General features: G+C 31.2%; 25 protein-coding genes and 1 tRNA gene. 2 read left to right on the forward strand and 24 right to left on the reverse strand.

All coding sequences use genetic code 11. The annotated features are described in order from the left end of the window. Positions 1 to 37 precede the first annotated feature (37 nt). From hemW to gpr, 5 genes are all read right to left on the reverse strand, one after another. A complete protein-coding gene (gene hemW, locus G9F70_RS17750) occupies positions 38 to 1,162 on the reverse strand; it encodes a radical SAM family heme chaperone HemW (RefSeq protein ID WP_164944460.1) in 1,125 nt (374 codons plus the stop codon). Between the two features lie 82 nt (positions 1,163 to 1,244). Then, on the reverse strand, positions 1,245 to 3,050 hold the full coding sequence (gene lepA / locus G9F70_RS17755) for a translation elongation factor 4 (RefSeq protein ID WP_164944461.1): 1,806 nt from the start codon (positions 3,048 to 3,050) through the stop codon (positions 1,245 to 1,247). Between the two features lie 212 nt (positions 3,051 to 3,262). Beyond that, entirely contained in the window at positions 3,263 to 3,520 is a 258-nt protein-coding gene (locus G9F70_RS17760; RefSeq protein ID WP_164944462.1) for a hypothetical protein, read from the reverse strand. 87 nt (positions 3,521 to 3,607) lie between these two features. After that, on the reverse strand, positions 3,608 to 4,717 hold the full coding sequence (locus tag G9F70_RS17765) for a stage II sporulation protein P (RefSeq protein WP_164944463.1): 1,110 nt from the start codon (positions 4,715 to 4,717) through the stop codon (positions 3,608 to 3,610). A gap of 52 nt (positions 4,718 to 4,769) precedes the next feature. Beyond that, positions 4,770 to 5,744, reverse strand: a complete 975-nt coding sequence (gene gpr, locus G9F70_RS17770; protein WP_164944464.1) for a GPR endopeptidase — start codon at positions 5,742 to 5,744, stop codon at positions 4,770 to 4,772. 256 nt (positions 5,745 to 6,000) lie between these two features. Here gpr and rpsT point away from each other — a divergent pair, with 256 nt between their 5' ends. After that, the gene (gene rpsT, locus G9F70_RS17775) at positions 6,001 to 6,273 is read left to right on the forward strand and encodes a 30S ribosomal protein S20 (protein WP_164944465.1); all 273 of its coding nucleotides are present in this window, start codon (positions 6,001 to 6,003) and stop codon (positions 6,271 to 6,273) included. A gap of 40 nt (positions 6,274 to 6,313) precedes the next feature. On the opposite strand, the gene holA is transcribed toward rpsT, so the two are convergent. The 16 genes from holA to G9F70_RS17855 all read right to left on the reverse strand — a co-directional run bounded on the left by holA (position 6,314) and on the right by G9F70_RS17855 (position 22,591). Further along, positions 6,314 to 7,348, reverse strand: coding sequence for a DNA polymerase III subunit delta (gene holA / locus G9F70_RS17780; protein ID WP_164944466.1), 1,035 nt, complete (start codon positions 7,346 to 7,348; stop codon positions 6,314 to 6,316). Between the two features lie 20 nt (positions 7,349 to 7,368). Next, a complete protein-coding gene (locus G9F70_RS17785; protein WP_164944467.1) occupies positions 7,369 to 9,114 on the reverse strand; it encodes a ComEC/Rec2 family competence protein in 1,746 nt (581 codons plus the stop codon). Positions 9,115 to 9,158: 44 nt separating this feature from the next. Continuing rightward, positions 9,159 to 9,401, reverse strand: coding sequence for a hypothetical protein (locus G9F70_RS17790; RefSeq protein WP_164944468.1), 243 nt, complete (start codon positions 9,399 to 9,401; stop codon positions 9,159 to 9,161). Positions 9,402 to 9,488: 87 nt separating this feature from the next. Continuing rightward, on the reverse strand, positions 9,489 to 11,981 hold the full coding sequence (locus tag G9F70_RS17795; protein ID WP_164944469.1) for a cation-transporting P-type ATPase: 2,493 nt from the start codon (positions 11,979 to 11,981) through the stop codon (positions 9,489 to 9,491). Between the two features lie 119 nt (positions 11,982 to 12,100). Beyond that, on the reverse strand, positions 12,101 to 12,661 hold the full coding sequence (locus G9F70_RS17800) for an MORN repeat-containing protein (protein WP_224617652.1): 561 nt from the start codon (positions 12,659 to 12,661) through the stop codon (positions 12,101 to 12,103). A gap of 161 nt (positions 12,662 to 12,822) precedes the next feature. Next, positions 12,823 to 12,987, reverse strand: a complete 165-nt coding sequence (locus G9F70_RS17805; protein ID WP_124998203.1) for a zinc-ribbon domain-containing protein — start codon at positions 12,985 to 12,987, stop codon at positions 12,823 to 12,825. A 190-nt stretch (positions 12,988 to 13,177) separates the two neighbouring features. Next, complete coding sequence (locus G9F70_RS17810; protein ID WP_164944470.1) at positions 13,178 to 13,360, reverse strand: hypothetical protein; 183 nt, start codon at positions 13,358 to 13,360, stop codon at positions 13,178 to 13,180. A 313-nt stretch (positions 13,361 to 13,673) separates the two neighbouring features. After that, the gene (locus tag G9F70_RS17815; protein WP_164944471.1) at positions 13,674 to 14,294 is read right to left on the reverse strand and encodes a V-type ATP synthase subunit D; all 621 of its coding nucleotides are present in this window, start codon (positions 14,292 to 14,294) and stop codon (positions 13,674 to 13,676) included. A 1-nt stretch (position 14,295) separates the two neighbouring features. Continuing rightward, positions 14,296 to 15,678 carry a V-type ATP synthase subunit B gene (locus tag G9F70_RS17820; protein WP_164944472.1) on the reverse strand — a complete coding sequence of 461 codons (1,383 nt, stop codon included), beginning with the start codon at positions 15,676 to 15,678 and terminating at the stop codon, positions 14,296 to 14,298. Positions 15,679 to 15,727: 49 nt separating this feature from the next. Next, positions 15,728 to 17,485: a V-type ATP synthase subunit A gene (locus G9F70_RS17825; RefSeq protein WP_187352968.1), complete on the reverse strand. Its 1,758-nt coding sequence runs from the start codon at positions 17,483 to 17,485 to the stop codon at positions 15,728 to 15,730. Between the two features lie 88 nt (positions 17,486 to 17,573). Beyond that, positions 17,574 to 18,185 carry a V-type ATP synthase subunit E gene (locus G9F70_RS17830; protein WP_164944474.1) on the reverse strand — a complete coding sequence of 204 codons (612 nt, stop codon included), beginning with the start codon at positions 18,183 to 18,185 and terminating at the stop codon, positions 17,574 to 17,576. A 31-nt stretch (positions 18,186 to 18,216) separates the two neighbouring features. Continuing rightward, complete coding sequence (locus G9F70_RS17835) at positions 18,217 to 18,525, reverse strand: V-type ATP synthase subunit F (RefSeq protein ID WP_164944475.1); 309 nt, start codon at positions 18,523 to 18,525, stop codon at positions 18,217 to 18,219. A 181-nt stretch (positions 18,526 to 18,706) separates the two neighbouring features. After that, positions 18,707 to 19,132, reverse strand: a complete 426-nt coding sequence (locus G9F70_RS17840) for an ATP synthase subunit C (protein ID WP_164944476.1) — start codon at positions 19,130 to 19,132, stop codon at positions 18,707 to 18,709. An 85-nt stretch (positions 19,133 to 19,217) separates the two neighbouring features. After that, positions 19,218 to 21,185 (reverse strand): V-type ATP synthase subunit I, encoded by a 1,968-nt coding sequence (locus G9F70_RS17845; protein WP_164944477.1) that lies wholly within the window; start codon positions 21,183 to 21,185, stop codon positions 19,218 to 19,220. Between the two features lie 38 nt (positions 21,186 to 21,223). Then, positions 21,224 to 22,264 carry a V-type ATPase subunit gene (locus G9F70_RS17850; RefSeq protein ID WP_164944478.1) on the reverse strand — a complete coding sequence of 347 codons (1,041 nt, stop codon included), beginning with the start codon at positions 22,262 to 22,264 and terminating at the stop codon, positions 21,224 to 21,226. Between the two features lie 12 nt (positions 22,265 to 22,276). Next, positions 22,277 to 22,591 (reverse strand): hypothetical protein, encoded by a 315-nt coding sequence (locus tag G9F70_RS17855; protein WP_164944479.1) that lies wholly within the window; start codon positions 22,589 to 22,591, stop codon positions 22,277 to 22,279. 309 nt (positions 22,592 to 22,900) lie between these two features. Here G9F70_RS17855 and G9F70_RS17860 point away from each other — a divergent pair, with 309 nt between their 5' ends. Then, positions 22,901 to 23,182, forward strand: a complete 282-nt coding sequence (locus G9F70_RS17860) for a hypothetical protein (RefSeq protein ID WP_164944480.1) — start codon at positions 22,901 to 22,903, stop codon at positions 23,180 to 23,182. Positions 23,183 to 23,273: 91 nt separating this feature from the next. Here the strand turns inward: G9F70_RS17860 and G9F70_RS17865 are convergent. From G9F70_RS17865 to selA, 3 genes are all read right to left on the reverse strand, one after another. After that, positions 23,274 to 23,370: transfer RNA gene (locus tag G9F70_RS17865), tRNA-Sec, on the reverse strand. 90 nt (positions 23,371 to 23,460) lie between these two features. Continuing rightward, positions 23,461 to 25,377, reverse strand: a complete 1,917-nt coding sequence (gene selB / locus G9F70_RS17870) for a selenocysteine-specific translation elongation factor (protein ID WP_164944481.1) — start codon at positions 25,375 to 25,377, stop codon at positions 23,461 to 23,463. A gap of 43 nt (positions 25,378 to 25,420) precedes the next feature. Then, the gene (gene selA, locus G9F70_RS17875) at positions 25,421 to 26,809 is read right to left on the reverse strand and encodes an L-seryl-tRNA(Sec) selenium transferase (protein ID WP_164944482.1); all 1,389 of its coding nucleotides are present in this window, start codon (positions 26,807 to 26,809) and stop codon (positions 25,421 to 25,423) included. Positions 26,810 to 26,844 lie beyond the last annotated feature (35 nt).

The following is a 26,844-nucleotide window of genomic DNA, read 5'->3' on the forward strand; positions in this document are numbered from 1 at the left end:
CTCTGTTACGTATAATTAATATTAAATATATGTAAGGCTATGATAGAAGAAATTCTGACATAATTACATTAGACACTTCAATACCTTCATATGTTAAAAAAATATTATCATCATTTTCCACCATGAACCCATTGCTTATATATTTATTTATTACCACCTCATAAACACTGTGTATATCAATATTAAATCTTTTTTGGAATTGACTTTTGCTTATGCCCATAATCTTTCTAAGCCCCATAAACATAAACTCTTCCATGTCGTCTTTAGTGGAATTTTTCTTTTTTTCTACTATTGCACTGCCAGAAGCATTTATTTTCTCCATATAAGCTTCTACATTTTCTTCATTTCTATACCTAAAACCATCAATATATGAATGAGAAGCAGACCCACAACCAATATACTCCTCCATTTCCCAATATACTAAATTATGTCTACAGTCCATTTTGTCTTTTGCAAAATTTGAAATTTCATATTGAATATACCCTTTTTCACTTAAATATTCTATTGTTTCATGGTACATAGCTCGATCTATTTCCTCATCAGGGAGATTTAATGTACCCTGCTTAAATTTTTTATAAAAAGCAGTTCCCTCTTCTACTATCAAACTATAGCAAGATAGATGTTCTGGCTTAAGCTTCGTCACATTTTTCAAAGTCTCTTGCCACTGCGAAAATGTTTGACTCGGCAAACCAAACATTAGATCTACATTAATGTTATTAAATCCTAGATTCCTAGCCATTTCAAAACTTTGTTTAAAATCTTCTATAGTATGAATTCTCCCAAGGCTTTTTAAAAGTGAGTCTTGAAATGCTTGAAGCCCAATACTGAGCCTATTTACCCCCATTTTTTTAAAAAATTCTAATTTTTCCATTGTAAATGTTCCTGGATTTCCTTCCACCGTAAACTCTAAATCACCCGTAGTATCCAATCTATCAATACTTTCTTTTATTATTTCCCAGCCCTCTAAAGATAAATAGGTGGGAGTACCCCCACCTATAAATATAGTTTTTATTTTTCTATTTTTTATACTACTTATTTCTTTTGCGAGAGCTGCGCAGTAATGGAGCATATGTTCCTCTTTACCTGCAAAAGACGGAAAATCACAATATAAACACTTTTGCTTGCAAAATGGAATATGTATATATAACGCCACATTTTTCATAGTTTAAGCCCTCTTTCCACTTTTAAAATTGAAAATTGAGAGTTGAGAGTTTTCTCTACCTCTCAACTCTCCATTATTTTAATTAATCTACCTTAAGTATAGCCATAAATGCTTCTTGTGGAACTTCTACACTTCCAACTTGTCTCATTCTCTTTTTACCTTCTTTTTGTTTTTCTAATAATTTTCTCTTTCTTGAAATATCTCCTCCATAGCATTTAGCTAAAACATCTTTTCTCATTGCTTTTACAGTTTCTCTTGCAATTACCTTTGCGTTTATAGCTGCTTGTATTGGAATTTCGAACATTTGTCTTGGTATATGTTCTTTTAATTTTTCACACATAACTCGCCCTCTATGAGAAGCTGTTTCTTCAGGAACAATCATAGAAAGAGCATCAACTTTTTCTCCTTTAAGCAAAATATCCAACTTTACAAGGGTTGCCTTGACGTATCCTTTTAATTCATAGTCAAAAGATGCATAGCCTTTTGTTCTTGATTTTAAGGCATCGAAAAAGTCATATACTATTTCATTAAGAGGCAATTCATAATTTACAACTACTCTAGTGGTTTCTATATAGTTCATATCAATGTATACGCCTCTTTTTTGTTGGCATAACTCCATAACTGTTCCTAAATGTTCTGATGGTGTTATGATGGAAGCTTTAACTATTGGTTCTTCCATATAATTAATTTCTGTAGGCTCTGGAAGATTTGTAGGATTTGTTATTTCAATTAATTCCCCATTAGTTTTCATTACTTTATATATAACTGAAGGAGCTGTTGTAATAATATCTAAATTAAATTCTCTTTCCACTCTCTCTTGCACTATTTCCATATGCAGAAGACCTAAGAATCCACATCTAAATCCAAAACCTAAAGCAATAGACGTCTCTGGTTCAAAACCTAAGGCTGCATCATTTAACTGAAGTTTTTCTAATGCTTCTTTTAATTCTCCATATCTAGAACCATCTACAGGATAAATACCACTAAATACCATAGGCACCGCTGGTCTATATCCCGTAAGTGGCTCTAGCGCTGGCCTATCAGCCTCTGTTACTGTATCCCCAACCCTCGCATCCCTAACATTTTTTATAGATGCAGTTATATATCCAACATCCCCAGCACTTAGCTCAGGTACAGGCAGATAATTTGGAACAAAAACTCCAACTTCTATTACATCATAGATTTTGCTCGTATTCATTAACTTAATCTTAGTTCCTTGCCTAATTTTACCATCTCTAACTCTTACATAGCATACAACACCCTTATAACTATCATAGGAAGAATCAAAAATTAATGCCTTAAGTGGAGCCTGGGCGTCGCCACTAGGTGGTGAAATCTTCTTTACTACGGTTTCTAAAACATCCTCTATATTAAGTCCAGTCTTAGCTGAAATTAGAGGAGCATCCTGAGCTTCAATTCCGATAACATCCTCAATTTCCTTAATAACCTCTTCTGGTCTTGCACTGGGAAGGTCTATTTTATTAATAACTGGTGCAATATCAAGATTATTATCTAATGCAAGATAACAGTTTGCCAGGGTCTGAGCTTGAATTCCTTGAGATGCATCAACTACAAGCACTGCTCCTTCACAAGCGGCTAAACTCCTTGAAACCTCATAATTAAAATCTACATGTCCTGGAGTGTCTATAAGATTTAATATGTATTCTTCGCCATTATCCCTTTTATAAACAAGCCTAGCTGGTTGAGATTTTATAGTAATACCTCTTTCTCTTTCTAGGTCCATAGTATCAAGTACCTGTTCTTCCATTTCTCTTTTAGTTAAGGTACCTGTCTTTTCTAATAACCTATCCGCAAGAGTAGACTTGCCGTGATCTATATGTGCAACTATGGAAAAATTTCTTATGTATTTTTGTCTATCACTCTGCATTAATTTTTACCCCCGTTATTGTATATAAATTTAATTATTCTCTTTAGCATAACCTAAATATACTTTATATTCCACTTTTTATTATGGTGATCTGCCACAAAGTATATTAGTTTTTACAAAACAACTTAAATTATATCATAAATGTCTAGAACTTTGTCAACACAAAGAACTTTTATAGGGCACTTATTTCACTTCCTGTGTTAATATTTGTATTATTTTGATATAACTTCATTATATACATCCCTACACTTTGCTTTCATATCATCCAAAACTTTATTATTTACATAAAAAACATAGTCCTTTGTCTCTATTCTCAAATCAAAGGGTTTATATTTTAAATCCATCGTGAACTTCGATTTTTGTCTCTCACCTTTTGTCTTAGTTATATTAACTTTAATAAATCCATATATGAATATAGAAAAACAAATAAAAATCACAAGAATATATTTAATTTTGCCTTTTTTACGCATAAAAAGTGCCTCCTAGGGTTCTAACAGATAGATAACAATTACTAATTATTATCTTCACCTTAATAAGGATGCACTTTTTAAAATATATTATTCACTTTTCCCATTTATTTGCTCTGCAATTATTCTTGCTAAATACTTACCAGTATTTTTTACCTCTCCAATAGTATTACTATCTGAGCCTACTTCAATTAGCAAAGCATTATCACTTCTATTCTGGTTATAGAAACTCATGCCGTAATCATAAGTACAGATTTCTTTGGGCTCTAAAAGACCTGGAAATAGTTTATTTGATGTTCCTATCATGGAATCTATTAATTTCTTTTGCTTGGCATATCTAGGGTTTTTCTGTGTCACCACAAACATAAATTTAGCAACATCTTCCCCATTTAATTTAGTAGTTACTGCCTTTTTACTATCTCTATGTAAATCTATAATTAATTTAAAATCTCCATATTCCTTTAAATACTTATCTAAAGTAACTCCTGATTTTTTGTAGGCCCCATAATAATCACCTTTATCATTCACAGTTTTATCATGTATAACCGCAATTCCATAATTCTTTTCTAGTTCCTCTTCTATTACATCTCCTACAGCCGTTACATTTTTTGTCCCATCCAAACTATCACTAACTTTGGTTGTATCCTTCTCTGAGGCTAAATAAGCTTCCGAGGTATGAGAATGATATATAAGCACTTCTGGCTTTGCATTATTTAGAGTTTTTTTCAATTTAGGATTATAAAGGTTTGCAATGACATTAGATTTTTGATTTGTAGCTTCGGCCTTACTTATTTGTTTTTCTCCTAAATTAAAGGGATTAAGAATAAATGTTTTTAAATTGTTTACTTTATTGCTATTATCTTTTGCATCCCCACTAGTTTCATTTTCATTCAGATATGAAATTTCTCTTGTTATTATTGATATAGGATTCGAAATGTCTATCCCTAGAAATGATAGTGTTTGTAATTTTAAACTACTTTCACTTTTGGGAAACTGCTCCTGATTGCCTAGGGACCTAATTACAGATAATGTATTATCAATAGCCTTAACATAAAAGTAATTTAAATAATTTCCTTCACTGTAGGCCACAGCATTTTTAGGTAAAATGATTCCAAATAAAAAAATAAGTAGTAATGTGAAAATACTAAAAGCAATTCTCACATTACTATTCTTTTTAATAGTGTGTTTTGAAAAGTTCATTTTTATCCCCCCTGTTTTTACAATATATATGAGGGAATATAGAAATTTATTACTAGTTTAAAAACTTATTTATGTCCTCCAGGTTTAGCGCTGGCTGCAAGGCTATATTAAGGCCGCTTGCAATGATTTTAGAAAGAGAATTTATAACCATATCAATTTCCTTTGGTGTAACTACAAGATTACCAACATATGGATTTAATATCTCGGTTATCATCTTTTGCTTTTCTTCCTTATCAATGGATTTAAGCATATTATAAAATTCTCCCCCTGAATTTGCGGTTCTAATCATCTCATCAAGTACTAAGTCAATGGTATCATTAGCTAGCGTTGCTGCATCCACCACTGTTGGGACCCCAATAGCTATAACGGGTACTCCAAGTGCTTCTTCATTTATTTGCATCCTCCGATTTCCTATTCCAGCTCCAGGAGAAATTCCAGAGGTCCCTATTTGTATTGTTCTATTTACTCTATCCATCTTCCTTGACGCCAATGCATCAATGCAAATTACTAAATTAGGTTTAATTTTCTCAACCACGCCTCTGATAATTTCGCCTGTTTCCATACCAGTTATTCCTAGCACCCCCGGTGATATAGCACACACTGGCCTTATGCCTTCATCTATGGAATCCGGCACTAATTGTTTTAAATGCCTAGTAACCATTATTTTTGAAACAACTTTCGGACCTATAGCATCAGGAGTAACGTTCCAATTACCAAGCCCAACCACAAGGGCCGTCATACTATTTTCGAGTTTTATTAATGGCTTCAATACCTTTCCCATTACAACACTTACCCTGTCCATAGCCTCACCATCATAGTGAACAAATTCTGGGATATCAATAGTTATATATGTACCTTTTGGTTTTCCCATCATTTTTTCTCCAACATCGCTGACTATTTTTACATTAGTAATTTTAATATCACCCTCGCTATACTCTTCTACATCAACACCGCTGGTCTTGCCATTACTCTCTGCACTGTATATCTCTTTAGCTTCCACCGCTAAGTCTGTTCTTATACTTATCATAATTTCACCTCAACTAAATTTTAATATTAGCTTTTCCTAATAGCCTTTTCCTATTCTTAAAAAGTATTTATTCAAATTTTACATTTCTATAAAATTTAACATTATATTAAAATTTCTATATGTAGGATAAGTTTAACTTGAAGTGCTTTAATTTTAATGCTATAATATCAATTGTCTATTGTCTATTAAATAGACTCGTATGCGGTTTTCCCCAAAACTGCTGATACGGATTAAATACAAAGGGGGGTGAAAATGAATGGCAAATATTAAATCAGCAAAAAAGAGAATTAAAGTTACTGAGGTTAAGACATTGAGAAATACAATGATTAAATCAGCTTTAAAAACTAAGGTAAAGAAATTCGAAACAGCTGTCGTTACTGGCAACGTTGAAGAAGCTAAAGCTACATATGCAAACGTGGTTAAAGCTTTAGATATGGCTGTAACAAAAGGAATTCTTCACATTAATAAAGCAGCAAGAAGAAAATCAAGACTCGCAGCGAAGTTAAACAACTTAAGTTTAACTGCATAATAAACAACCGGTGATGTCCACCGGTTTTTATTTTTTTTTGCTACATAACAGTCTTTATCATAAAGACTTCAATATTTATCTTATTATCAGTAGAAGTACTTTTCAGTGTTTTTTCCGCATCAAGGCATAGCTCAATATTTCTCTTTAGCCCTTTTAAAGTAAATTTCATACTCTGCGATATCATTTTTTCACATATATAAGGATGAAGCCTTAACTCCCCCGCCAAAATTTCTTTTGTTTTCCCGCTTTCAATACCTAATTTAATATTAAATAAAAGATTGAATTGCCTGGCTATCATAAATAGTATAAGCGGAATCTTCTCTCCCTTATATATAAGTTCATTTAAAATATCTAAAGCTCTTTTAATATTTTTCTGAGACAAATAATCAACTAAATTAAAAATATCATTTTCACTCTTTTGAGGCATCATAGCCAAAATATCATCTTTTGTAATGTCTCTTCCCTCTGCATAAGAAACTAATTTTTCTACTTCATTAACTATGATATCCATGTTATTGTCTACCTGGCTACAAAATAGTGTAAGTTCTGATTTCCCTATTTTACTACCTGCAGCTTGGAACAAATCCATACATTTTTTCTGGAGAACTTCACCTCTTAATTTATCAACTTTTATAACGCAGGCTTTTTTTTCTAATTTTTTAATTTTAGCACTTGGTTTCTCTCTATCATTCGAAAACACATAATATATAATTAAAATGCAATGAGGTGCAGGATTGCTTAAATATTCATTTAGCAATTGGAAATTCTCACTTTTCAAATCCCCGGAAGTTTTACTTCCGCCACTATCGCTTAAAAATGACGCTCTATATACCACCACTACTTTTTTATCACTCATAAAAGGCATAGTTTCACAAGATTCAATAATTGCCTCAAAATCAGCTTTGTTACCATCAAATTTCGAATAATTCAAATCCATAAAATCACTTTTCAACACATTATCAGTTACAAATTTAACATGGTGCTTTATTAATTTTTCATCCGATCCGCAAAATACGTAACAATTATCTAATTCATGTTTCTTTAACTTTTTCTCTAAATCCGTAAAATTAATCAAAATATTTCCACCAACCCCTGTTAAAATTTTAAAATTTTGTTTCCTAGAATTATATGTTTATTTATTATTGTACCTTTAGGCGTATAAGTTTCATCCTTTTTTAATTTTATAATGCTTTTATATGCTGTAAACTCACTACCCGTATTATTAAAAGCCTCTAGATTAGGTTTTATATTTGATTTTTCTAAAAAGCATACTTGTGCTTCTAATTTATTACCATGACTGATTAACCTAATAATAGCTTTACTAGAAAGATTCATAGTTGAATCTCCTTTGTACCCTCGAAAAACATTATCTACTTTTACAGGCACTTTTAGATCATTCACATTGATGTTACCTGTGGTCACTGCAATTGTATCACTTCTATATTGTATTAAAACTATATCATTATTATTTATACTTATATAGCTAATCTCTGGGAAAACTTTATAATTTTGATATGCAAAAACAAAAATAACACAAAGGGGAATGTACTTAAATTGCTCATAGCCACTTTTAATTCCAAGATAACACAGATATAACCCAAATACAACTAAACTCTCTATATAAGAAAAGTAAACTATTTCTGGTAACATTATGCCTAAAATTTTTTGAATAAATTCTATAATTGTTAAAATGGTATACAAACCATAATTTATTAAATTAAACAATTCTTGGACACCGCTAAGGACAAGTCCTATATTTCCTAAAACCACAACTACGGTATAAAAAGGTAATAACAATAAGTTGCTAAAGAGAAATCCGAAGCTAAAAGTTTTTAATGTGCAAATTGCATAGGGCAATGAAAATATTTGAGAACTTATGCTTAAACTAAAAGATTCATTTAAACCTTTGGGAAGCTTATATAGCACCTTTTTTATTTTCTTATTAAACAATATAATTCCAAGAACACAAAGAAAAGAAAGCATAAACCCAATATCAAGAATATAAAAAGGTCTAAATAACAATAGTATAATTGCAGCTAGGCTAATAGATGACAAACTATCATATTTTTTATAAACTTTACTTGATATTTTTAATATAAAAATCATTATAAAAGCCCTTATAGTAGATGCTTGCCCTCCTGTAAATATCATATATAAAAAAGAAAATAAAAGAGCAATTTTATAACCAATAATAATTTCCAATGCTTTATACACTATTGACATATGTAGTCCTGAAACGCTTATAACATGACTGATGCCTAATTTCTTAAAATCTTCCTTTTGCGTCTTTTCAATAAAGCCACTGTCTCCAAAACATACAGCCATAACTAGTGCAGTTTTTTCTTTTCCAAGTACTTTAGAAAATTTTTGATATAAGTCTTTTCTGAAACTTTCAACCTTTGATATTAAATCCTCATCACATATTTTATAATCATTTACTATATATGTTCCAACTATACCTCTTTCATAAACTGGCATTTTTTTAAAATTACCAGTTATCCAAACATTTCTTCCCTCCGTTAATTCAAAGATATTACCTTCTAAAATAATTTTCTTGTTATTAGATTTTGCATAGCAAAAATAGTTACTTTTGTCTGAAATCCGAACTTTCACCTTTTGTGCATTTGGCAGGTTGATATTAAAATAAGAATAATAATTTATTGCAGAAGTAATAAAAAAACAAAGTATTAAATAATAAAATTTTTTATCTATATTGAAATACATAACAGCTAAAAAAGATGCAGCTATAACTGCACCTAAAATAGGACTATTAATTAAAATTAAAAACGTAAAGCATCCCATAAAAATTGATACTGCATAATACACTAAAGGTCTAGCCATAATATACTGTCTTACTTGAAAATTTATTTGTTAAAAAGAACATATTAATTTGTTCCATCCTTTTCTATTTCTATTATAATCTCAACATTGTGGATATTAGGAATGGCATGAATCTGTTTTACATGAGGTATGCCCATTTTATTTCTTATTTTAAAATAATTATAAGTAATTTCCTCAGCCGCTTTTTCCGATAAATTATTATAACTTATAAAATACTCTTCTTCTGGTATATCTAAAAAAATTGTATTACTTCCTACTATCTTTGTTTCAAATATATTTTCAAGCATTTTCACACCTCCACAATTTTATTTTATCCAACAAATATTAAAATTAATCAGGGTATTTTTGCTTATTTTTCATTTTTCCAGCTGTGGTTAAGTAAGAATATTAAAAATGCACATAAAAATAAATATAAACTGTAATCCTATATTAAAAAGTGACAAAATATAAGAAATTTTATTTTTCAAAAAATGTTTTTCATATATTAAGGTTATGGAGAATATGTTTTGGTATAAAACAAAAATAATAAAGCCTATGTGCGCTGTGCTAATAATTGTAAATTCACCCATTAAGCCCAAAATTAAAAAATATGTACCACTAGTAATAAATGAATTTATTATAGAAACTCTTTTTATATATTTATAGTTAATATCTTTCATGTCTTGATCTGTATTCCTGTTTTGAAATAGAATTGACATCCCTGAGCAAGGTATAATTATAAAATTTAAATATAAAATTTCAATAAGTGTAAATGGCATTTGGCTTTTAGTAATTAAACAAACTAATATCATAATGATTTCACTAAACCCTGCTACACTTACAAATAAGCCCAATTCATTTATATAGTTAATAATCTTTTTACTATGTTGAACTAAATTAATTATTTCGCTTAAATCATTTTCTTGTAAAAATAAGCTTGATAACTTTCTTACTACCGTGCTACATTCATTTCCTGTTGAAATGGATATACGGGACTTATTAAGGTATTCCAAATCCGTTAACCTATCCCCTACTGAAGCTATAGAATGACCTTTAGAATTTAAGCAGTTCACAATCTCACTTTTATGTTTAGATAAGATTTTGGAGAAAATGCTAACGCCCTCAATATTTTTTTCAAATTCTTCTTTGTCCATATAATCTATTTCTACCCCAGATAAAACTTCTTCTTTTTTCTGTGTAAGACCTATTAGTTTTCCAAAAGCTAAGCAAGCTAGTTTATTATCTTCTTCATCTATAATAAGCTTAATATTTATGTCCGCACAGTTTTTCACTGCTGCATATGAACTATTTTTTATAGGATTTTCAAAGCCCATTAGACCTACAAAAACTAAATTGCTTTCAATGTTTTCATCAATGCTAGGTTCATAATTGAAATTTCTATATCCAAACCCTATAACATTATAAGCACTATTAGACATGCCTATATGAACATTTATAATGGTTTTAATATCAATTTCTTTAATTTCCTTTTCCACACCATTAATTAAAATATGTGTACACTTATTTAATAAACTATCAAGACCCCCTGATACATTAGCTCTATACCTATCCTCAATCTTATTCACAACAGTTTTTATCAACCTATCAGGATCATAAGGTATTTTAAAAACTCTTTCTTGTTTCATTTCTAATCTACTTTTTTCTGCCAATTCTTCATTACAAAATTTAAGAATTGCATATTCTGCTAAGTTCTCAATAGAATTATCATTTTCACTATAAGACGCTCCCCCACTTTCTAGTATAGCATCATTGCAAAGTAATGCTATACTGATTATTCTTTCCATAGTGTCTTCCATAACAACACCTTGTTTTTGCACATCAACAAGCATATTGTCACAATACACTTGTCTAAAAATAAGTACATTCTCAGAAATACAACCAATCTTCTTTGTAAATATTGTAGTAATGTCCTTGATAAAATATATAGCAGAAATACTCTTTATGTACATATTCTTCTTCTTAAATCCACGGAATATAATATTAAAAAATAAAAATAATATTATAATATAAATTGGCGAATAAGATGTCATAAACACATATATAAGAGTGTTTATAATTTCATGAATTGAAAATTTATTGTATAGGGTAAAAAGTAAAGTTATGGCAGCTACTATTATAGTAACTTGCGTTGCTTTATTTAGAATTTTATTTAAACTTTTAGTAAATACCCTATTATCATTTTTATATTCCAGTAACGCACTTGCTATTTTACCAATTTGCGTATTCATCCCAGTAGCAATAACTATACCTAGTCCAAATCCTTCAGTAACAATAGATGATTTAAAAACCATATTCTTTATTTGAGAAAGATTTATTACCCCTCCCTCTATCTTCATAGAGTACTTTTCCACTTCATGTTTTTCACCTGTTACAGCAACTTCACGCACCTTAAGATCTTCGCATTCTATTATTCTAATATCCGCTGCCACATAGCTACCTTTTTCTAAAAAAAACATATCGCCAACTACTATTTCTTCACAAGCTATTTTACATCTCTTTCCATCTCGCAGTACATAAGAAAAAGCTGTGTTTAAATTATCAATTGCCATCAAACTTTTTTCTTCTCTGTAGTCTCCATTAATTAACATTGCAACACTTATTATCATTATTAAAGTTACAAAGCATGCTATAGCAGTTAACCCGTTGTAGAATAACATAGCTATAAAAATAAAGGATACAACCATCCATAATTGTCTTATTTCTTCAAAAATCAAAGTTAAAAGGCTTTGAGTTTTTGGCTTTAATATAAGATTTTCGCCATGTTTTTCCCTCATATGTTTAATTTTGTTTTCATCTAGCCCTAACCTACTGTCTGAATCTAAAATTCTCACTACCTTTGTCATTGTGTTTCCATACCATTGTTTCATATTAGTCAACCTATCCTTCAGCATTTTTTATACACTATATAATATTCGTTGAATAAATTGGAGACTTTAGCATAAATAGCTAAAGTCTCGCAATTTTAAAGCACAATATACCAATAGGTTTATCTTATCAATTGGTTGTTTTTAGATTGTCCCATTTCTATTTCTCCATCAGCGTATATGTACATTCCAAGGCCTTCTCTTTGATCATCTAGCCACTGCCCTATATATTTATCTCCAGTAGCCCAAGTATGGATTCCTTCGCCATGCCTAAGTCCATCTTTCCAGCCACCTACATAGATATCTCCATCAGGCCAATTACAAATGCCTTGACCAGTTTTTTCACCTTTTTCCCAATCTCCTATATATCTCTCACCATCATCCCATGTATATACTCCACTACCATGTTTCTCATCATCACTCCACTCACCTACATATTTTTCTCCGCAAGCCCAAGTAAGAGTTCCCACTCCTTGCATTTTATTATTTTTCCAAAGACCTACATATTTACTTCCATCCGTATAAATAAAAGTCCCTTGGCCATTCTTTACACCATCTAATCTTTCTCCTTCATAGGTTCCCCCATGAATATGTTCCTTTTGGGCAATTGTCACATTATCTACCTTAACATTATTCATGGTAATTTTGCTGATATTAGCTTTACTTAATTTTATATCTTTCATATTATCCTAGCTCCTTTTCTCTTTGCATACTTAACTCATTATTTTATTTACCTCATCTACAATATACTATATCATGCTTTGCCTAAAATTATACAATATTTTTTTTGCAAAATAAAAACCTGTAGGAATCAATCCCTACAGGTAATTTTTATTAGATAATATTATCTTTGAAATCCTCTATTGTTTTGTTGTTTTTTAGCTCTTCTACAATCAGGACATCTTTGTGGTTCATTTTCGAATCCTTTTTCTTTGTAAAATTCCTGTTCACCCTCAGTGAATACGAATTCTTGTGAACAATCTTTGCATATTATAGTTTTATCTGCCATTTAAACATTTCTCCTTTTTAATTATATTAAGATTTAAGAGCTGATTTACTTTATATGCCTAAAAAGGTAATGTTTAAATCATATTAAATCTTGATGTTAATGATTTTGCAATCTCAACTCACTTAGAATAACACATATATTATTAATTTGCAATGCTTTTCTTTAAAATACTTATAAAAACACTAAATTTTTATTGTTTATTATTTCGGGCTATTGCTAAATTGATGGTTTCTTTAACAAGGTCAATGGCTTGTAGTTTGCTATGTCCCTTATGTTTTATTTCTTCTTTTTCTTTTTTTGCTATTGCTTTGAATGGATATTCTTTCTCATCATTTTCCATAACTTCTATTCCATAGCCTCTGTATTCTTCCATATTCCACCTCTTATTATTTATTTAAAATGTTGTTCTTAATTATATATTTCTCATATATTATTTAAAACTAACTAATAATTTAACCTAAAACTTTTGTGCACTCTGGTACTTCATTTATTATCCGTAAACCTTCTTATTATTTTCCTATTTTACCCTCCCTTTCTAAAATCATTATACCACATTTTGAATAATTTGAATATTCTTTTATTAAAATTAACTTTTGCTAAATTTATTGCTATGGAAATAAATTTGGCGTGTACTCTTAACTTAGTACACGCCATACCATTATATTTTCAAATCTTTAATTAAATTGTTAATCCTCTTTTCTATGCTTCTTTTTTACTACTTTTAGCCTAAAAAAATCTTCTCTTTCTTTTTCTTCTAAAACTTCTGTTACAAACTTTACTATTTCCTCAAATTTAGGAATTTGTATATTTTGAAGTGCATTTGCTCTCTTTTGGGTTTTCTTTACTTCCATGGCTAATCTGTATACAGCATTTTCTACTTCTGCTAACTCATAGGTTAAGTATTTTACATTATTAAATTCTTTCATTGCCTCATCAATAGATGCGCTACTTCTGTAAAATCCATATTTTGGTTCTATTTCTTTTCTATCAAAAATAATTTTTGGTACTTCTACTCCCATAACACTTTTAAATAAAATCTCATAATCTTTAGCTTCTTCTACAGACATAGCTATATCTTCCATCTTTATTATTCCTGAATTTATATTTGCGGATTCTAAAGCTTTATATGCCTTTGAAAAAGTCATATTTACCTGATTCTGAAGAACACGCGCCTTATCTACATAAGACATCATTTCTCTTATTAATACATTTCTTTTTTTATCTAATAGTTCAAAGCCCTTTTCAGAAAATTCCAAAGAACTTTTAGCAGCCATTAAGGTAGACTTAGTTGGCGCAAAGGTTTCCATATCACTTCACCACTGCTTTATAATATTTTTCTAAAATTTTAGGTGAAACCCTATCTAATTCATTCCTCGGCAATATACCAAGAATTTCCCAAGCTAAATCTAAAGTTTCTGCCATATCCCTATTTTCATCATAATCCTGTTTTAAAAACCTTTCTTCAAAATCTCTACCAAAGTCCATATATACCTTATCTATTTCTGAAAGCTCATCTTCTCCTATAACTTGTGCTAGGGCTATTACATCTTGAACTCTAGAATAAGCTGCAAATATTTGATTTGATGCATCTCCATGATCTTCGCGAGTAAAACCTTCACCAATTCCATCTTTCATAAGTCTAGAGAGGGAGGATAAAATATTTACTGGTGGATATATGTCTCTTTGCTGAATCCCTCTACTTAAAACAATTTGCCCTTCCGTTATGAAGCCTGTAAGATCTGGTACAGGATGCGTTATATCATCGTTAGGCATGGTGAGTATTGGTATTTGAGTTATACTACCTTTTTTCCCTTTCATCATGCCAGCTCTTTCATATAGCGAGGCTAAATCAGAATATAAATATCCTGGATAGCCCTTTCTACTTGGAACTTCTTCTTTTAAAGAAGATAGTTCTCGAAGCGCTTCACAATAATTGGTCATATCTGTAAGTATTACAAGTACATGCATATCTTCTTCAAAAGCTAAATATTCTGCAGCAGTAAGTGCACATCTAGGAGCTATTATTCTCTCAACTATAGGATCATCTGCTAAATTCGTAAACATAACTACCTTTTCTAAGACTCCCGCTTCTTCAAAGCTTTTCTTGAAATAATTAGCATCATCATACTTTATCCCCATAGCTCCAAATACTATACAAAATTTCTCATCTTCCTCACTAGAAACTTTCGCTTGCCTTACAATTTGCGCAGCTAATTCATTATGGGCCATACCATTTCCAGAAAATATAGGAAGTTTTTGTCCTCTTATTAAGGTTGCTAGGCAGTCTATTGATGATATTCCTGTTTGTATATAGTCTCTAGGGTATCTTCTAGCAACAGGATTCATAGGTCTTCCATTTACGTCATATTTTTTTGAAGAATAAACCTCTCCACCATTATCTCGTGGGTCGCCTATTCCATTAAATTCTCGTCCTAATATATCCTTTGTAATAGCTATTTTAAAGGACTCTCCTTTAAAATGCACTGAAGTATTGCTAACAGACATCCCAGTTGTTGTTTCAAAAACTTGTACTATAGCCTTATCTTTATAAATTTGAACAACCTTTCCCTTTTTTTTATATTTTCCATCCACCAATATATCAACGATTTCATCGTAAGCTACATCTTCCACATTAGAAAGTATAATTAAAGGTCCTTGGACTTTGTTTAACATTAAATATTCTTTCTTCATAGTGCTTATACCTCCTTACTAGTCTCTGTAGGTATATATTATTATCTACCTATCTATATCTTTCTATAAGTTCCTCAAAATATTTCCCGAGTTCACTTTCTAAATCATCTATACGTTCTGGGTTATCGTTGGGTACATTGTATTTCATTTTATAAAGCTTTTCCATTAATTCTTTATTCATTATAACAGAAATTGGTATCCCAGCTTTTACTGCCCTACATCCATTATCATAAAATGACTCTATAGCTTTAAGCATCTTATATTGTTTTCCTAAGGGTACAAAAGTATCTACAGCATTATAGGCATTTTGCTGAAGGAACGCAATTTTAAGGCATTTAGCTACCTCTATGATGAGCCTTTGCTCGTCTGGAAGCACATCTTCACCTACCAGTTTAACTATCTCTAGAAGCTTATTTTCTTCATATAAAAGCTTAAGCATCTTTGCTCTTAAATCCATTACGTCTTCCGCCACGTTTTCCTCATACCAATCCTTTAAAAGTGAAGTATAGCCACTATAACTAGATAGCCAGTTTATTGCAGGATAATGTCTTGCATAAGCTAATTTTTTATCAAGGCCTAAAAAGGCAGAAACGAATCTTTTAGTATTTTGAGTAACAGGTTCTGAGAAGTCTCCACCAGCAGGTGAAACTGCACCAATTACAGTAACAGAACCTTCTCTTCCATTTAAGTTTTCTACGTAACCTGCTCTTTCATAAAACTCTGCAATTCTTGATGGAAGATAGGCTGGATAACCTTCTTCAGCAGGCATCTCTTCAAGTCTTCCTGAGATTTCCCTTAGGGCCTCTGCCCACCTCGAAGTTGAGTCCGCCATTATAGCAACGTGATATCCCATATCCCTAAAATATTCTGCTATAGTTATACCAGTATAAACACTTGCTTCTCTTGCAGCTACTGGCATATTTGATGTATTAGCTATAAGTACAGTCCTATTCATAAGTGGCAAGTTTGTTCTAGGATCTATAAGTTTCGGGAAATCTTCTAGAACTTCTGTCATTTCGTTTCCTCTTTCTCCGCAACCAATGTACACTATAATATCCGCATCAGACCACTTGGCAAGTTGGTGCTGGGTTATAGTCTTTCCAGTACCAAATCCTCCAGGAATGGCGCAAGTACCACCTTTTGCTATGGGAAAGAACATGTCTATTATCCTTTGTCCCGTAATAAGAGGTTTAAAAATAGTTTTTTTATCTTTTACTGGTCTCGGATTTCTTACAGGCCAATATTGATAAAGTTTAAGTTCATGAATTTTTTCATCTTGTTTTAATTTAACCACTGTGGTTTCTATATTGTAGTTTCCATTTTTAATTACCTCGATTACAGTTCCAAATACCCCTGGTGGAACCATTATCTTATGCATGATAGATTCCGTTTCTTGAACGCTTGCATATATATATCCTTCTTTTAATTCATCTCCAAGCTTTGCGTTAATATCTACGGACCAAAGTTTTTCTTCATCAAGAGAAATTAGGCCTATACCCTCAGGTAAAAAGCCATAAGACATTTCATTTATTTTTTCTAGTGGCCTTTCAATTCCATCAAATATATTCCCTAGTATTCCCGGTCCCAGTTTAAGAGAAAGAGGACTTCCAGTAGAAATTACAGGTTCACCTATTTTAAGACCACTAGTTTCTTCATAAACCTGAATAGTTGCATAATCTTCTTCCAATATTATGATTTCACCGATGAGCTTTTTAAATCCTACCATAACCATTTCTCTCATTTTAAAGCCCTTCATGTGCTCAGCTTTTATAACTGGACCATTTACTCCCATTATATTTCCTTCCATGTCTTTCCTCCCATTCATAAATCAGTTGACAGTTGAGAGCTGCAGTGCAGCAAAATAATTAAATCATCTCTCAACTCTCAGCTTATTCTCAGGCTAGCATTTCCATAACTCTAACACCAATTATTTCTTTACTTTCTTCTAGTTTTGAATATAAACTATTATCTATTTTAAATTTCCCATCAATATCTTTTAGTATTATGCCCCCTATAAAGTCTTCCTCTGAAATCTTTATTTCCACATTTCTATCACTGTAATTATTGAGTACGACCCCAATTTCCCTTTTAAATTTCTCATAATCCCTTTTGAGTATTATAATATAGTAATCTCCACTATCTATTTCCTTTAAAGTCTTCTCTAATATATTTAAAAAATAAGGTTTATATTCCGGTAACGAGGCAAATTCTACAAGCTTTTGCCCTACATTTTCTAAAGCCTCTTTAATCAGTTTTTCCTTAAGAAATAACATTTCTCTTTGCTTTTTAAGCCTTTCTTTTGCCACTATTCCATTTGCTTTAATATCAGATTTTTTTGCCACATCTCTTTTAAGGCAGCGCCTAAGCTCTTCTATCTTTTCTTTTTCCACATTTATTCTTTTTTGCGCCTCGGATCTAAAGTCTTTTAGCCTTCCTTCTTTTTCTTCATTTACCTTGTCATATATTATCTTAGAAAACAAACTTATCTTATCTTCAATGGTGGTCATAACCAAACCTCCTGCCAATTGTTATGCTTTTTTATAACTTAATCCCTATAGCCTCTTTAACGTATCTTAAAATAGCGTCACTACCTTTGCTCCATCCATGCCTATCTGGAATTTCTACCAAAAGAAGCCTTTCCTTGGACAGCTTTATGTTGCTTATCTCATCTGGTATTTTCGCTGCAATTTTCTCTGTTATTATTATTATTCCTATTGACTTATCTTTTTTTAATTCTTCAATTTTCTTAACTATTTCTTCTTTTTCGTGAAGAACAACGCCTTCCAGCCCTGCCATTTGCATGCCTACAAATGTATCTATATTATCACTTATTAAATAGCTTCTCATAAGCCTCTCTCCCTTAAGGGACATTCAAATAAATAACAAGTCAGTATGCTAGTCTATTTTGCATCATACTTCGTCGGCAGAACCCGCTGATAGTCCAACTAGCAACGGAACCTGTCTCCTTGTCTGATACAAAATATCCTTCACATCTTTGACTTTTTATTTATTTTCATATCCCTAAAAATTATAATTTTGAAAGTATCATTATAGATATAATAAGTCCATATATAGCAATACCTTCTCCAAGACCAACAAAGATAAGAGTTTTTCCAAGTATCTTAGGATCTTCTGATACCGCACCTAAGGCTGAAGATCCAACGGCACCTACAGCATAGCCAGCACCAATAGTTGCAAGTCCTGTAGAAAGTCCAGCTGCTAAATACCCAAGTCCTGCAGCTGGGTTTGCAGCTACCGCCACCGCACCGTGAGCTACGCTTGGAATATTTACTATTAAAGCCCCCATCATAACTGGTATAAATACACCTAAGTTTATTTTAAGAGCTTTTTTAATTTTTTGTCTACCTAAAACATCTATCTTACTTTGCTCCACAACTCCATAAGTAATAGTAGCTATAACAACACAAAATGTTAACATTAATAATATAGTCATAATCATTATTCCTCCCTCTAATATCAAGTGTATTAACTTGCACACTTGTTAACTTTAAATAATGAACACATACTTTTTATATGTGTTACTTAAGTTTAACCTTCACAGGTTCAAAACTAACCCCGCCACCTTCATAATACTTACTGAATAATTCATAGTACTCAAGTCTTAATCCTTGTATAAATACTATGAGCCCTTCAAGGCATATAATTACTATATTTCCAAGTATTAGTATTAACACAGAAGCAAATCCGCTTTTAGTCATAGAAGCCATAGCAGAAAATGCAACAAATAAACCAACATGATTTAAGGCAAAGGCACCTACCCTTATAAACGACAGGGTATTAGAAAACATAGATAGTAGCGTTTCTACTACCTCAAAACTTGATTCTATAAAATAATCCTTAGCTCCATCTTCAAATAATATTTTTTTACCTAAAATAATATTTGCTAGCGGCTGCTTTAACAATATCAATAATAAAAAGAAAATAAAATATATTATCCAAATAGTTATTGGTAATAATGGTTTCTTATAAATTACAGATACTATTAATGTTAAAGCACCAATATAGAACATAAAACCTGCTAGTCCTTCTTTTCCAAAAAGTCCACGTTCTAAGTCTTTCCGCCTTAAGCTGTTAGTAATTCCTAATATAAAAGCTAAAACAAGGAAACCGCATCCACATATTATTGCCACAATTAATATGTCATTAATATCCTCCATAGGCCTAATTAGAAGGGCTGGGATTACTGTTTCAGAGCCAAATACGCTTCCATATAGAAATCCAAATACTATAGAACTTATCCCAAGTCTTTCAAAAACTCCGCCTAAATTATTTTTACCTAGCCTATTCTTTAGCAAAAAACCAGCTAATAACAATACTAATCCTTGACCTGCATCTCCAAACATAGCACCAAACATTAATGTATAGGTTATTGCAAAAAACATGGTAGGGTCTATTTCACCATAACTAGGGACACCATACATGAAAACCATACTCTCAAAAGGTTTGAATAATTTATTATTTATAAGCATTGTTGGTGGAGCTATATCTTTATTCGTTCTTTCATTAGGATCTTTTTTAATGGTCAATATTCTACCATCAAAACTCAAAAGTAGCTTATTAAATTTGTCCATAAAACTTTTAGGTATCCAACCTGAAAGATAAAAAAATTCATTTGTACAAGCCGCACTTTTTTTTATTTCTCCTGACTTTTGCTCTAATTCATAACTCTTTTGAATATTTTTTATAGTTTTATAATTTTCATCTAGGAAATTGCTAAGTTGTTTTTTAATTTTCACTGTAGATTGCTCCGCCTCATTTATTTCCGCGGAAACTATCACTGACACGTCTCTCGGAACCCCCGTGTAATGCTCAGGTACTAGAATTTTTTCGCAATTTGCAGATTTAAAAATTCTTTCCGCCTCTACGAGCAAAAGTATTGGAGTGAATGCTATAAATATAACAAAATCCTTTTCTTCATAGACAGATTGAATTATTGAGGGTATATTTTCATAATTTGCTTTTACTTTAAGCATGTTTTCCTTTGGCACTTTGTATAATCCCATTTGAAAATTTTTCATAGTAGTAATATCTTCCATAGGGAGAGATACATTCTTTAAAAATTCTAATGCCTCATAAGTGTTTTTAAGATATTGCTCTTTTTCTTTTAAATCCTCCAGTTCTGTGCTTAAAACCTTATATTTGCCATAGACTGACTCTAGTTCTTTTTCCATTGCATCAAAATCAAAAATAACTTGGCCAGAGTACTCAACGCTTTTACCAAAGGTCTTTTGAGCATCCTTAAGCTTCTCAATATATTTTAAACTTATATTATATTCTTTATCATATAAGTAAGGTCTTATATAGTTTACATCCATTAAAGCCTCTATATTATCCGTGGAAGTTTTCAGTACAAAGTCTGACGAATTTATTTCTTGCAAAGCACTTACCGGTTGCATACAGCCTTCTAGTGCTAACATTTTAGTCAGTTTATCAAAATCCTTAATAGCCCCAACCAAATTAACCATATGCATTTTTTCTATAGACACAAAATCACCTCCTGCGCTTTTATATGGTAGTTAACAATTTATAATGTGACAGAAACATAATTAATACCTTCTCTCATATCCATGTCATATCTTTTTTGTTCTATTATAGATATAATATCTCTTATTTCAATCCTATAAACAACAAGATAACTTATAACCATACTAATATTAGTTTTATTTTCTCTAAGAATTTTTTTAAAATATTTTTTTTGAAATTCACGTTCTCGTTTTTCAATTAAATTATAATCATCCTTTTCATATATGGATGCATAGGGCGTTTTTTCTAATATATTGTTAAATTCCTCTATATTATTTATATAACAAAGCTGCTTAAGTTTTTCCTTTGAAAGCTTATATCCATTATATATAGTATAGTTAAACAGTTCCTCTGGAGATATCTTGTAAAAAGTCTTCCCCCTATATATCCAGCCCAAATTTAAAAGGTCTGCTTCAAGGCTCATTACACTATATACTACTTCTTTGTTTTCCTTATCTAAATGCTTAAGTTCCCGGCGTATTGACGTAAAATAAACAAAATCAAGTTCAGTTTCAATTCTAAACAAACCTTTTTCACTTGTATCTTTGGCTAAATTTTTTAAACTCTTATAATATATGCTACCTTTTAATCCATCTATTACATCTTCTACACTTTTTAAAGCTAATAAGTAATCATAATTTACTTTATTTAAGGAACTTCTGGCAATTAGTTTTTTGTCTATTTCCTCACTGCTAAGGCCTAAATACTTACCCCTTAAAATTACTTTTAAATCTTCTATTTCCCATCTTATAAAAAAAGTTTTTACGAGACTTCTATATTCACCATCAAAATAATTTATAAATTTACTATAAGTACTTATATAATACTTATGTAAAATAACCTCTAAATCACCCCGATGAATTTTCTCTAAATTGTATGCTTCTAAAAGTTCACCATAGCTAGTTTCCTCTTTTAATACCTTAAGAGTGCTTTTAAGGTCTTTACAATTTAGTAATTTTGAGTACTGATCTAAGCTCAGCATCTTTCCCATCATTGCCTTTACTTTAGTATTTATAGCACTAAACTTAACAACACTTCCCATATATTTTCACTCCTATAGTGACTTTATTATTCTATTAAATACTTCATCTACTATTTTCAATTTATTGATTTGATATTTGGCATTAATATCATTTAATCCTTCTTCCTTTTCTTTTATTATGTTTTCAGCTCTATTATCTGCCTTAGTTATTTTTTCATTACTTATAGTACTCTTAATAATTTTAGATTCTTCTTCAAAGTTACTCCTCATATCTACTATTGTTTTTTCAAGTTCATCTTGTTTTTCTTTTATCAGTTCATCAATGCCCTTTCTATACCTTTCAGCATCTTTGTCTATACTCATTACTTTATTCATTACAAATTCCAAAGCGTCACCCCCAATATTTAAAAATTAATACATCGATTTGTTTTTTTTCTAGAATTTTGAAATAACCATTCTTCCATTATATCCTCTTTCAATAGTAATGTCGAAAGCTATTTTTGACATTATTCAAGCATTTAGTAATGAATTTGAACGCCCTTACAATATATGCCGTAGTTAGCTAACCTTACCTGTGTTTATCTCGCATACCCACATATAAAAATCTCGGCCTTAAACTATACCTTTTTATTAACTAGCTGATGTAGTATAATTAGATACTATTGCTAAATAAATTTATTACTAAAGGAGGTACTTATGAAAGATAACATAGAAGAAACTGAAGGTAACGTATTAAACTATCTTTATGAAAATAAAGCTGCATCCCCACAAAGCGTGGCGAAAATAAAGTTAGGTATTAATTTGGGTAAGGGTAAAGGTGATCTTAGATTATTTAAGGCATCACTTGAATCACTAATTAATAAGAAGTTTATAAAAAAACAAGAGGACAGAGGAAATTATAAAATTAATGATAGTGGAATAAAACATATGGAAGAAACTGAGGATATCCTAGAAACTGGTGGTATCGATGGAAATTAAAAAAGAGCTTAAGGCTCTTTTTTTGTATAATAAAAAGCGGCCCAGATAACATAAAAAATTATGTATCTAAGCCGCAATATGTCGATTTAATTGGCGGGAATATGTGTGAATCGAACACACCCATCGTGGTATTAGCACGACAACACAGTTTTGAAGACTGGCAGGCACACCAGCACCTATCTACTCCCAGGAACATGCTAATTATAGCATATCTTATCACTATATTCAATAGCAATATGCATAATTTTGTCGAATACATTAATATTTAGTCCCTATTTTTAACTATCTTTATATAGCACTCTATCATTTTCTACTCTTTTAGTTAATTTTATGCTATCAAAATGTTCTAAAAGCGCTACTGCAAATTTTCGACTTGTGTCAAATACTCCTCTAGCGATGGCTGCCGCTATGCTGCCATTTTCTTTAATGTAGTTACATACTATTATTTTTGAATTTTCATAATGCTCTTTTGTAAAAATACAATCCTCAGCTATTTTTATCAATTCTTCATTATCCATAAGGGAATCAAAAACCATTTTAAAGGTCTTTTTATCCTTCTCATTTATAGCTAAGTCAGTGTATTTAGGGGTATTATACCTACCCTTATCATAAGCCGCAATAATGCTCTGTTTTAATTTTTCTTGCTCCACTGTATATTGTATCCTAAAATCGTATAAACATACAGATTTTTCATATATTTTTATAGCATTTCTATCTTCCATAAGCAATAACATTTCATCATATGTCTTCTGCTTTATATTTTTGCCGAAAACCTTATTTTTTATTTCCTCTTTTGGCATACCACCCTTAAGTGTATTTTCTCTATGGTACTTTATTAAGAGTTCCTCTATTTCCTCTATCTTTTGCTTTAGAAAACTCTTATGTATGTATATTGTCTTATCTAAAGATGTTAATTTAATTATTATATTATCATCTACCAGTGCTTGTAATTTATCTTCTATGCCTTCTTCATTTTTGCCTAGTGCTTTTAAAACCACAGAAGCATCCGGATAATCCCCACTTAATTTGCTAAGAGTATTCTCTAAGATATTTTCAGTTTTACCACTTTCTTTAACTTTAAGATCTTCTATATACTTTTCATTAAATCTTTTAGCCTTTTGCGCAGCAGGTTCAATAATAGTGCCCCCAGCTATAGTATGCATAGGTGAATAGCTTCTAATTACATATCTATCATTTCTTTGAGCATTTATAGGTTTTTCCAGTCTTAATTGTACATAAGCACTTTCCCCTGGTGCTATTTCTTCTTTATCTAATATAACAACTCTACAAAGGATTTCATCCGTTCCATGATATAATCTAACCCTCTGCCTATTAACTAGTGGTTTTTCTGCACTCTTTAGATAGTAAAGCGCACAATCTATTGAAAATGAAGGCTCCATTATATTTAATTTAGAAACTACATCGCCTCTGCCTATTTCATTTAATTTTATATTAGCCAGGTTTATAGCACATCTTTGCCCTGCTTCTCCAAACTCCTCAGGTTTATCATGGATTTGAATGCCGCGAACCTTTGTAACTACCTTTGAAGGATATACTTCTACCGTATCTCCCACTTTTATTCTTCCACTTATTATTGTTCCAGTTACCACCGTTCCAAACCCACTTACAGAAAATACTCTATCCACAGGTAACCTAAAATGGCCTTCCGTATCTTTACCGGAAACATCTTCTGTGATTTTATCAATATCACTAACTAAGCCATCAAATCCCATTTTTGTTTTTGAGGATACTGCATGAATAGGTGCATTTTCTAAAAATGTACCCTTAAATTCCTCCCTCAAATCACCTTTAATCATTTCAATCCATTCAGCATCCACCAAATCTGCTTTTGTAAGAACTATAATTCCCTTCTTAACATTTAGTAATTGCAATATTTCAAAATGTTCTCTAGTTTGAGGCATAATACCCTCATCTGCTGCTATAACCAATAGAACCACATCTATGCTACTTATTCCTGCTAACATGTTTTTAATGAATTTTTCATGACCTGGAACGTCAATAAGCCCAGCTCTTCTGCCAGATGGTAAATCGAAATAAGTGAACCCTAAATTTATAGAAATACCTCTGTCCTTTTCTTCTTTTAAAGTATCTGTCTCCCTACCCGTTAATGCTTTAATTAAGGTAGTCTTTCCATGATCTATATGACCTGCCGTTCCTATAATAATATGCTTCATACAAGCAACATCCTTTCCATAAAAATACGGGCATGCAAGTTAATTATACATTTTGCATGTTTTTAAAAGCCTCTACAATAAGCCCATAATCTTTTTCGAATAGTGTCCTAAGGTCCATTATAACTTCATTATTATTAATTCTTACAATTATAGCTACTTCATTCATTCGCAAAGTCTCTTCTATTTGCTGCGCGCCGTAGCTTTCACTTTTTATTTTTATAACATAAGTTTCTATTTTTTCTGTGGGCATAGAACCCCCACCAACCATTGAATAGTCATTATCTATAGTGAAAGTGAATTTATCAGTTTTATTTTGAAGCATTCTTTTTAGTTTTTTAGCGCTTTTCTTAAGTTCGCCCGTGTTACATAAAAGCATATTTAAAGTTGGTATATTTTTAATAGCCTCTGCTTCTTCTAAATAGTGTGCAAGCGTACCTTCTAAAGCTGCCAAAGTCATTTTATCTATTCGGAGCGCCCTAGTTAATTGATTTTTCCTCATTCTATCAATATACTTCTTTTTTCCTACTATAATTCCAGCTTGAGGACCACCTAACATCTTATCTCCACTAAAGGTTACTACATCTATACCCTTTTTTATACTTTCCTGAACTGTTGGCTCATAGACAAATCCATATTTTGAAAAGTCTATTAGCACTCCACTTCCTATGTCTTCAACTACGGGTATATCTTTTCCATTTCCTAGCACTACTAAGTCTTCTATAGATACTTCCTCTGTAAAGCCCATAATCTTGAAATTGGAAGTATGTACTTTTAATAGTACTCCTGTATTTTCTGTAATATTATCCTCATAGTCGTATAAATGAGTTCTATTAGTTGTACCTACCTCTACTAGTTTAGCACCACTAAATTTCATAACTTCAGGAACCCTAAAAGAGCCACCAATTTCAACTAATTGCCCTCTAGACACTATTGCTTCTTTTTCCCTACACAATGTATCTAGGGCAAGCATAACTGCTGCTGCATTGTTGTTTACCACCATAGCGGCCTCGCCGCCAGTTATTTTTATAAGAATGTCTTCTATATGTGAATATCTAGAGCCTCTTTTGCCTTTTTCAACGTCATATTCAAGATTGTTATAATTCTCGGCAACATTAATTACACGATCTATTGCATCCTTTGATAAAAGAGATCTACCTAAATTTGTATGAACCACAGTTCCCGTAGCATTTATAACTTTTCTAAGCTTTGGACTATTCTTTTTATTTAATAGTTTAATAGAATAGCTTATTACTTCTTCCTTGGTTAATGCTTGTATTTCATCATTTAGAATTGCTTTTCTATAAAGTTCTATAGCCTCTCTTAAAGAATCTAATACAAGAACTCTTATGTTATTTTCTAATTGCTTCTTTATAGTTTCTTCTTGAAGAAGCTCATCTACTTTAGGTAAGCTTCTTAATAATTCTCTATTCATGGTAATTCCACCCCGCATTTATTTTGTTAAATCAT

Source organism: Clostridium sp. FP1 (assembly GCF_011065975.2).
Taxonomy (GTDB): Bacteria; Bacillota; Clostridia; order Clostridiales; family Clostridiaceae; genus Clostridium_AD; species Clostridium_AD tagluense.

Excerpts from the sequence above, each read along its gene's own strand:
- hemW (WP_164944460.1), bottom strand. The coding sequence starts at position 1,162 with ATGAAAAATGTGGCGTTATATATACATATTCCATTTTGCAAGCAAAAG.
- lepA (WP_164944461.1), bottom strand. The coding sequence starts at position 3,050 with ATGCAGAGTGATAGACAAAAATACATAAGAAATTTTTCCATAGTTGCA.
- G9F70_RS17760 (WP_164944462.1), bottom strand. The coding sequence starts at position 3,520 with ATGCGTAAAAAAGGCAAAATTAAATATATTCTTGTGATTTTTATTTGT.
- G9F70_RS17765 (WP_164944463.1), bottom strand. The coding sequence starts at position 4,717 with ATGAACTTTTCAAAACACACTATTAAAAAGAATAGTAATGTGAGAATT.
- gpr (WP_164944464.1), bottom strand. The coding sequence starts at position 5,744 with ATGATAAGTATAAGAACAGACTTAGCGGTGGAAGCTAAAGAGATATAC.
- rpsT (WP_164944465.1), top strand. The coding sequence starts at position 6,001 with ATGGCAAATATTAAATCAGCAAAAAAGAGAATTAAAGTTACTGAGGTT.
- G9F70_RS17785 (WP_164944467.1), bottom strand. The coding sequence starts at position 9,114 with ATGGCTAGACCTTTAGTGTATTATGCAGTATCAATTTTTATGGGATGC.
- G9F70_RS17790 (WP_164944468.1), bottom strand. The coding sequence starts at position 9,401 with ATGCTTGAAAATATATTTGAAACAAAGATAGTAGGAAGTAATACAATT.
- G9F70_RS17795 (WP_164944469.1), bottom strand. The coding sequence starts at position 11,981 with ATGAAACAATGGTATGGAAACACAATGACAAAGGTAGTGAGAATTTTA.
- G9F70_RS17800 (WP_224617652.1), bottom strand. The coding sequence starts at position 12,661 with ATGAAAGATATAAAATTAAGTAAAGCTAATATCAGCAAAATTACCATG.
- G9F70_RS17805 (WP_124998203.1), bottom strand. The coding sequence starts at position 12,987 with ATGGCAGATAAAACTATAATATGCAAAGATTGTTCACAAGAATTCGTA.
- G9F70_RS17810 (WP_164944470.1), bottom strand. The coding sequence starts at position 13,360 with ATGGAAGAATACAGAGGCTATGGAATAGAAGTTATGGAAAATGATGAG.
- G9F70_RS17815 (WP_164944471.1), bottom strand. The coding sequence starts at position 14,294 with ATGGAAACCTTTGCGCCAACTAAGTCTACCTTAATGGCTGCTAAAAGT.
- G9F70_RS17820 (WP_164944472.1), bottom strand. The coding sequence starts at position 15,678 with ATGAAGAAAGAATATTTAATGTTAAACAAAGTCCAAGGACCTTTAATT.
- G9F70_RS17825 (WP_187352968.1), bottom strand. The coding sequence starts at position 17,485 with ATGGAAGGAAATATAATGGGAGTAAATGGTCCAGTTATAAAAGCTGAG.
- G9F70_RS17830 (WP_164944474.1), bottom strand. The coding sequence starts at position 18,185 with ATGACCACCATTGAAGATAAGATAAGTTTGTTTTCTAAGATAATATAT.
- G9F70_RS17835 (WP_164944475.1), bottom strand. The coding sequence starts at position 18,525 with ATGAGAAGCTATTTAATAAGTGATAATATAGATACATTTGTAGGCATG.
- G9F70_RS17840 (WP_164944476.1), bottom strand. The coding sequence starts at position 19,132 with ATGACTATATTATTAATGTTAACATTTTGTGTTGTTATAGCTACTATT.
- G9F70_RS17850 (WP_164944478.1), bottom strand. The coding sequence starts at position 22,264 with ATGGGAAGTGTTGTTAAGTTTAGTGCTATAAATACTAAAGTAAAGGCA.
- G9F70_RS17860 (WP_164944480.1), top strand. The coding sequence starts at position 22,901 with ATGAAAGATAACATAGAAGAAACTGAAGGTAACGTATTAAACTATCTT.
- selB (WP_164944481.1), bottom strand. The coding sequence starts at position 25,377 with ATGAAGCATATTATTATAGGAACGGCAGGTCATATAGATCATGGAAAG.
- selA (WP_164944482.1), bottom strand. The coding sequence starts at position 26,809 with ATGAATAGAGAATTATTAAGAAGCTTACCTAAAGTAGATGAGCTTCTT.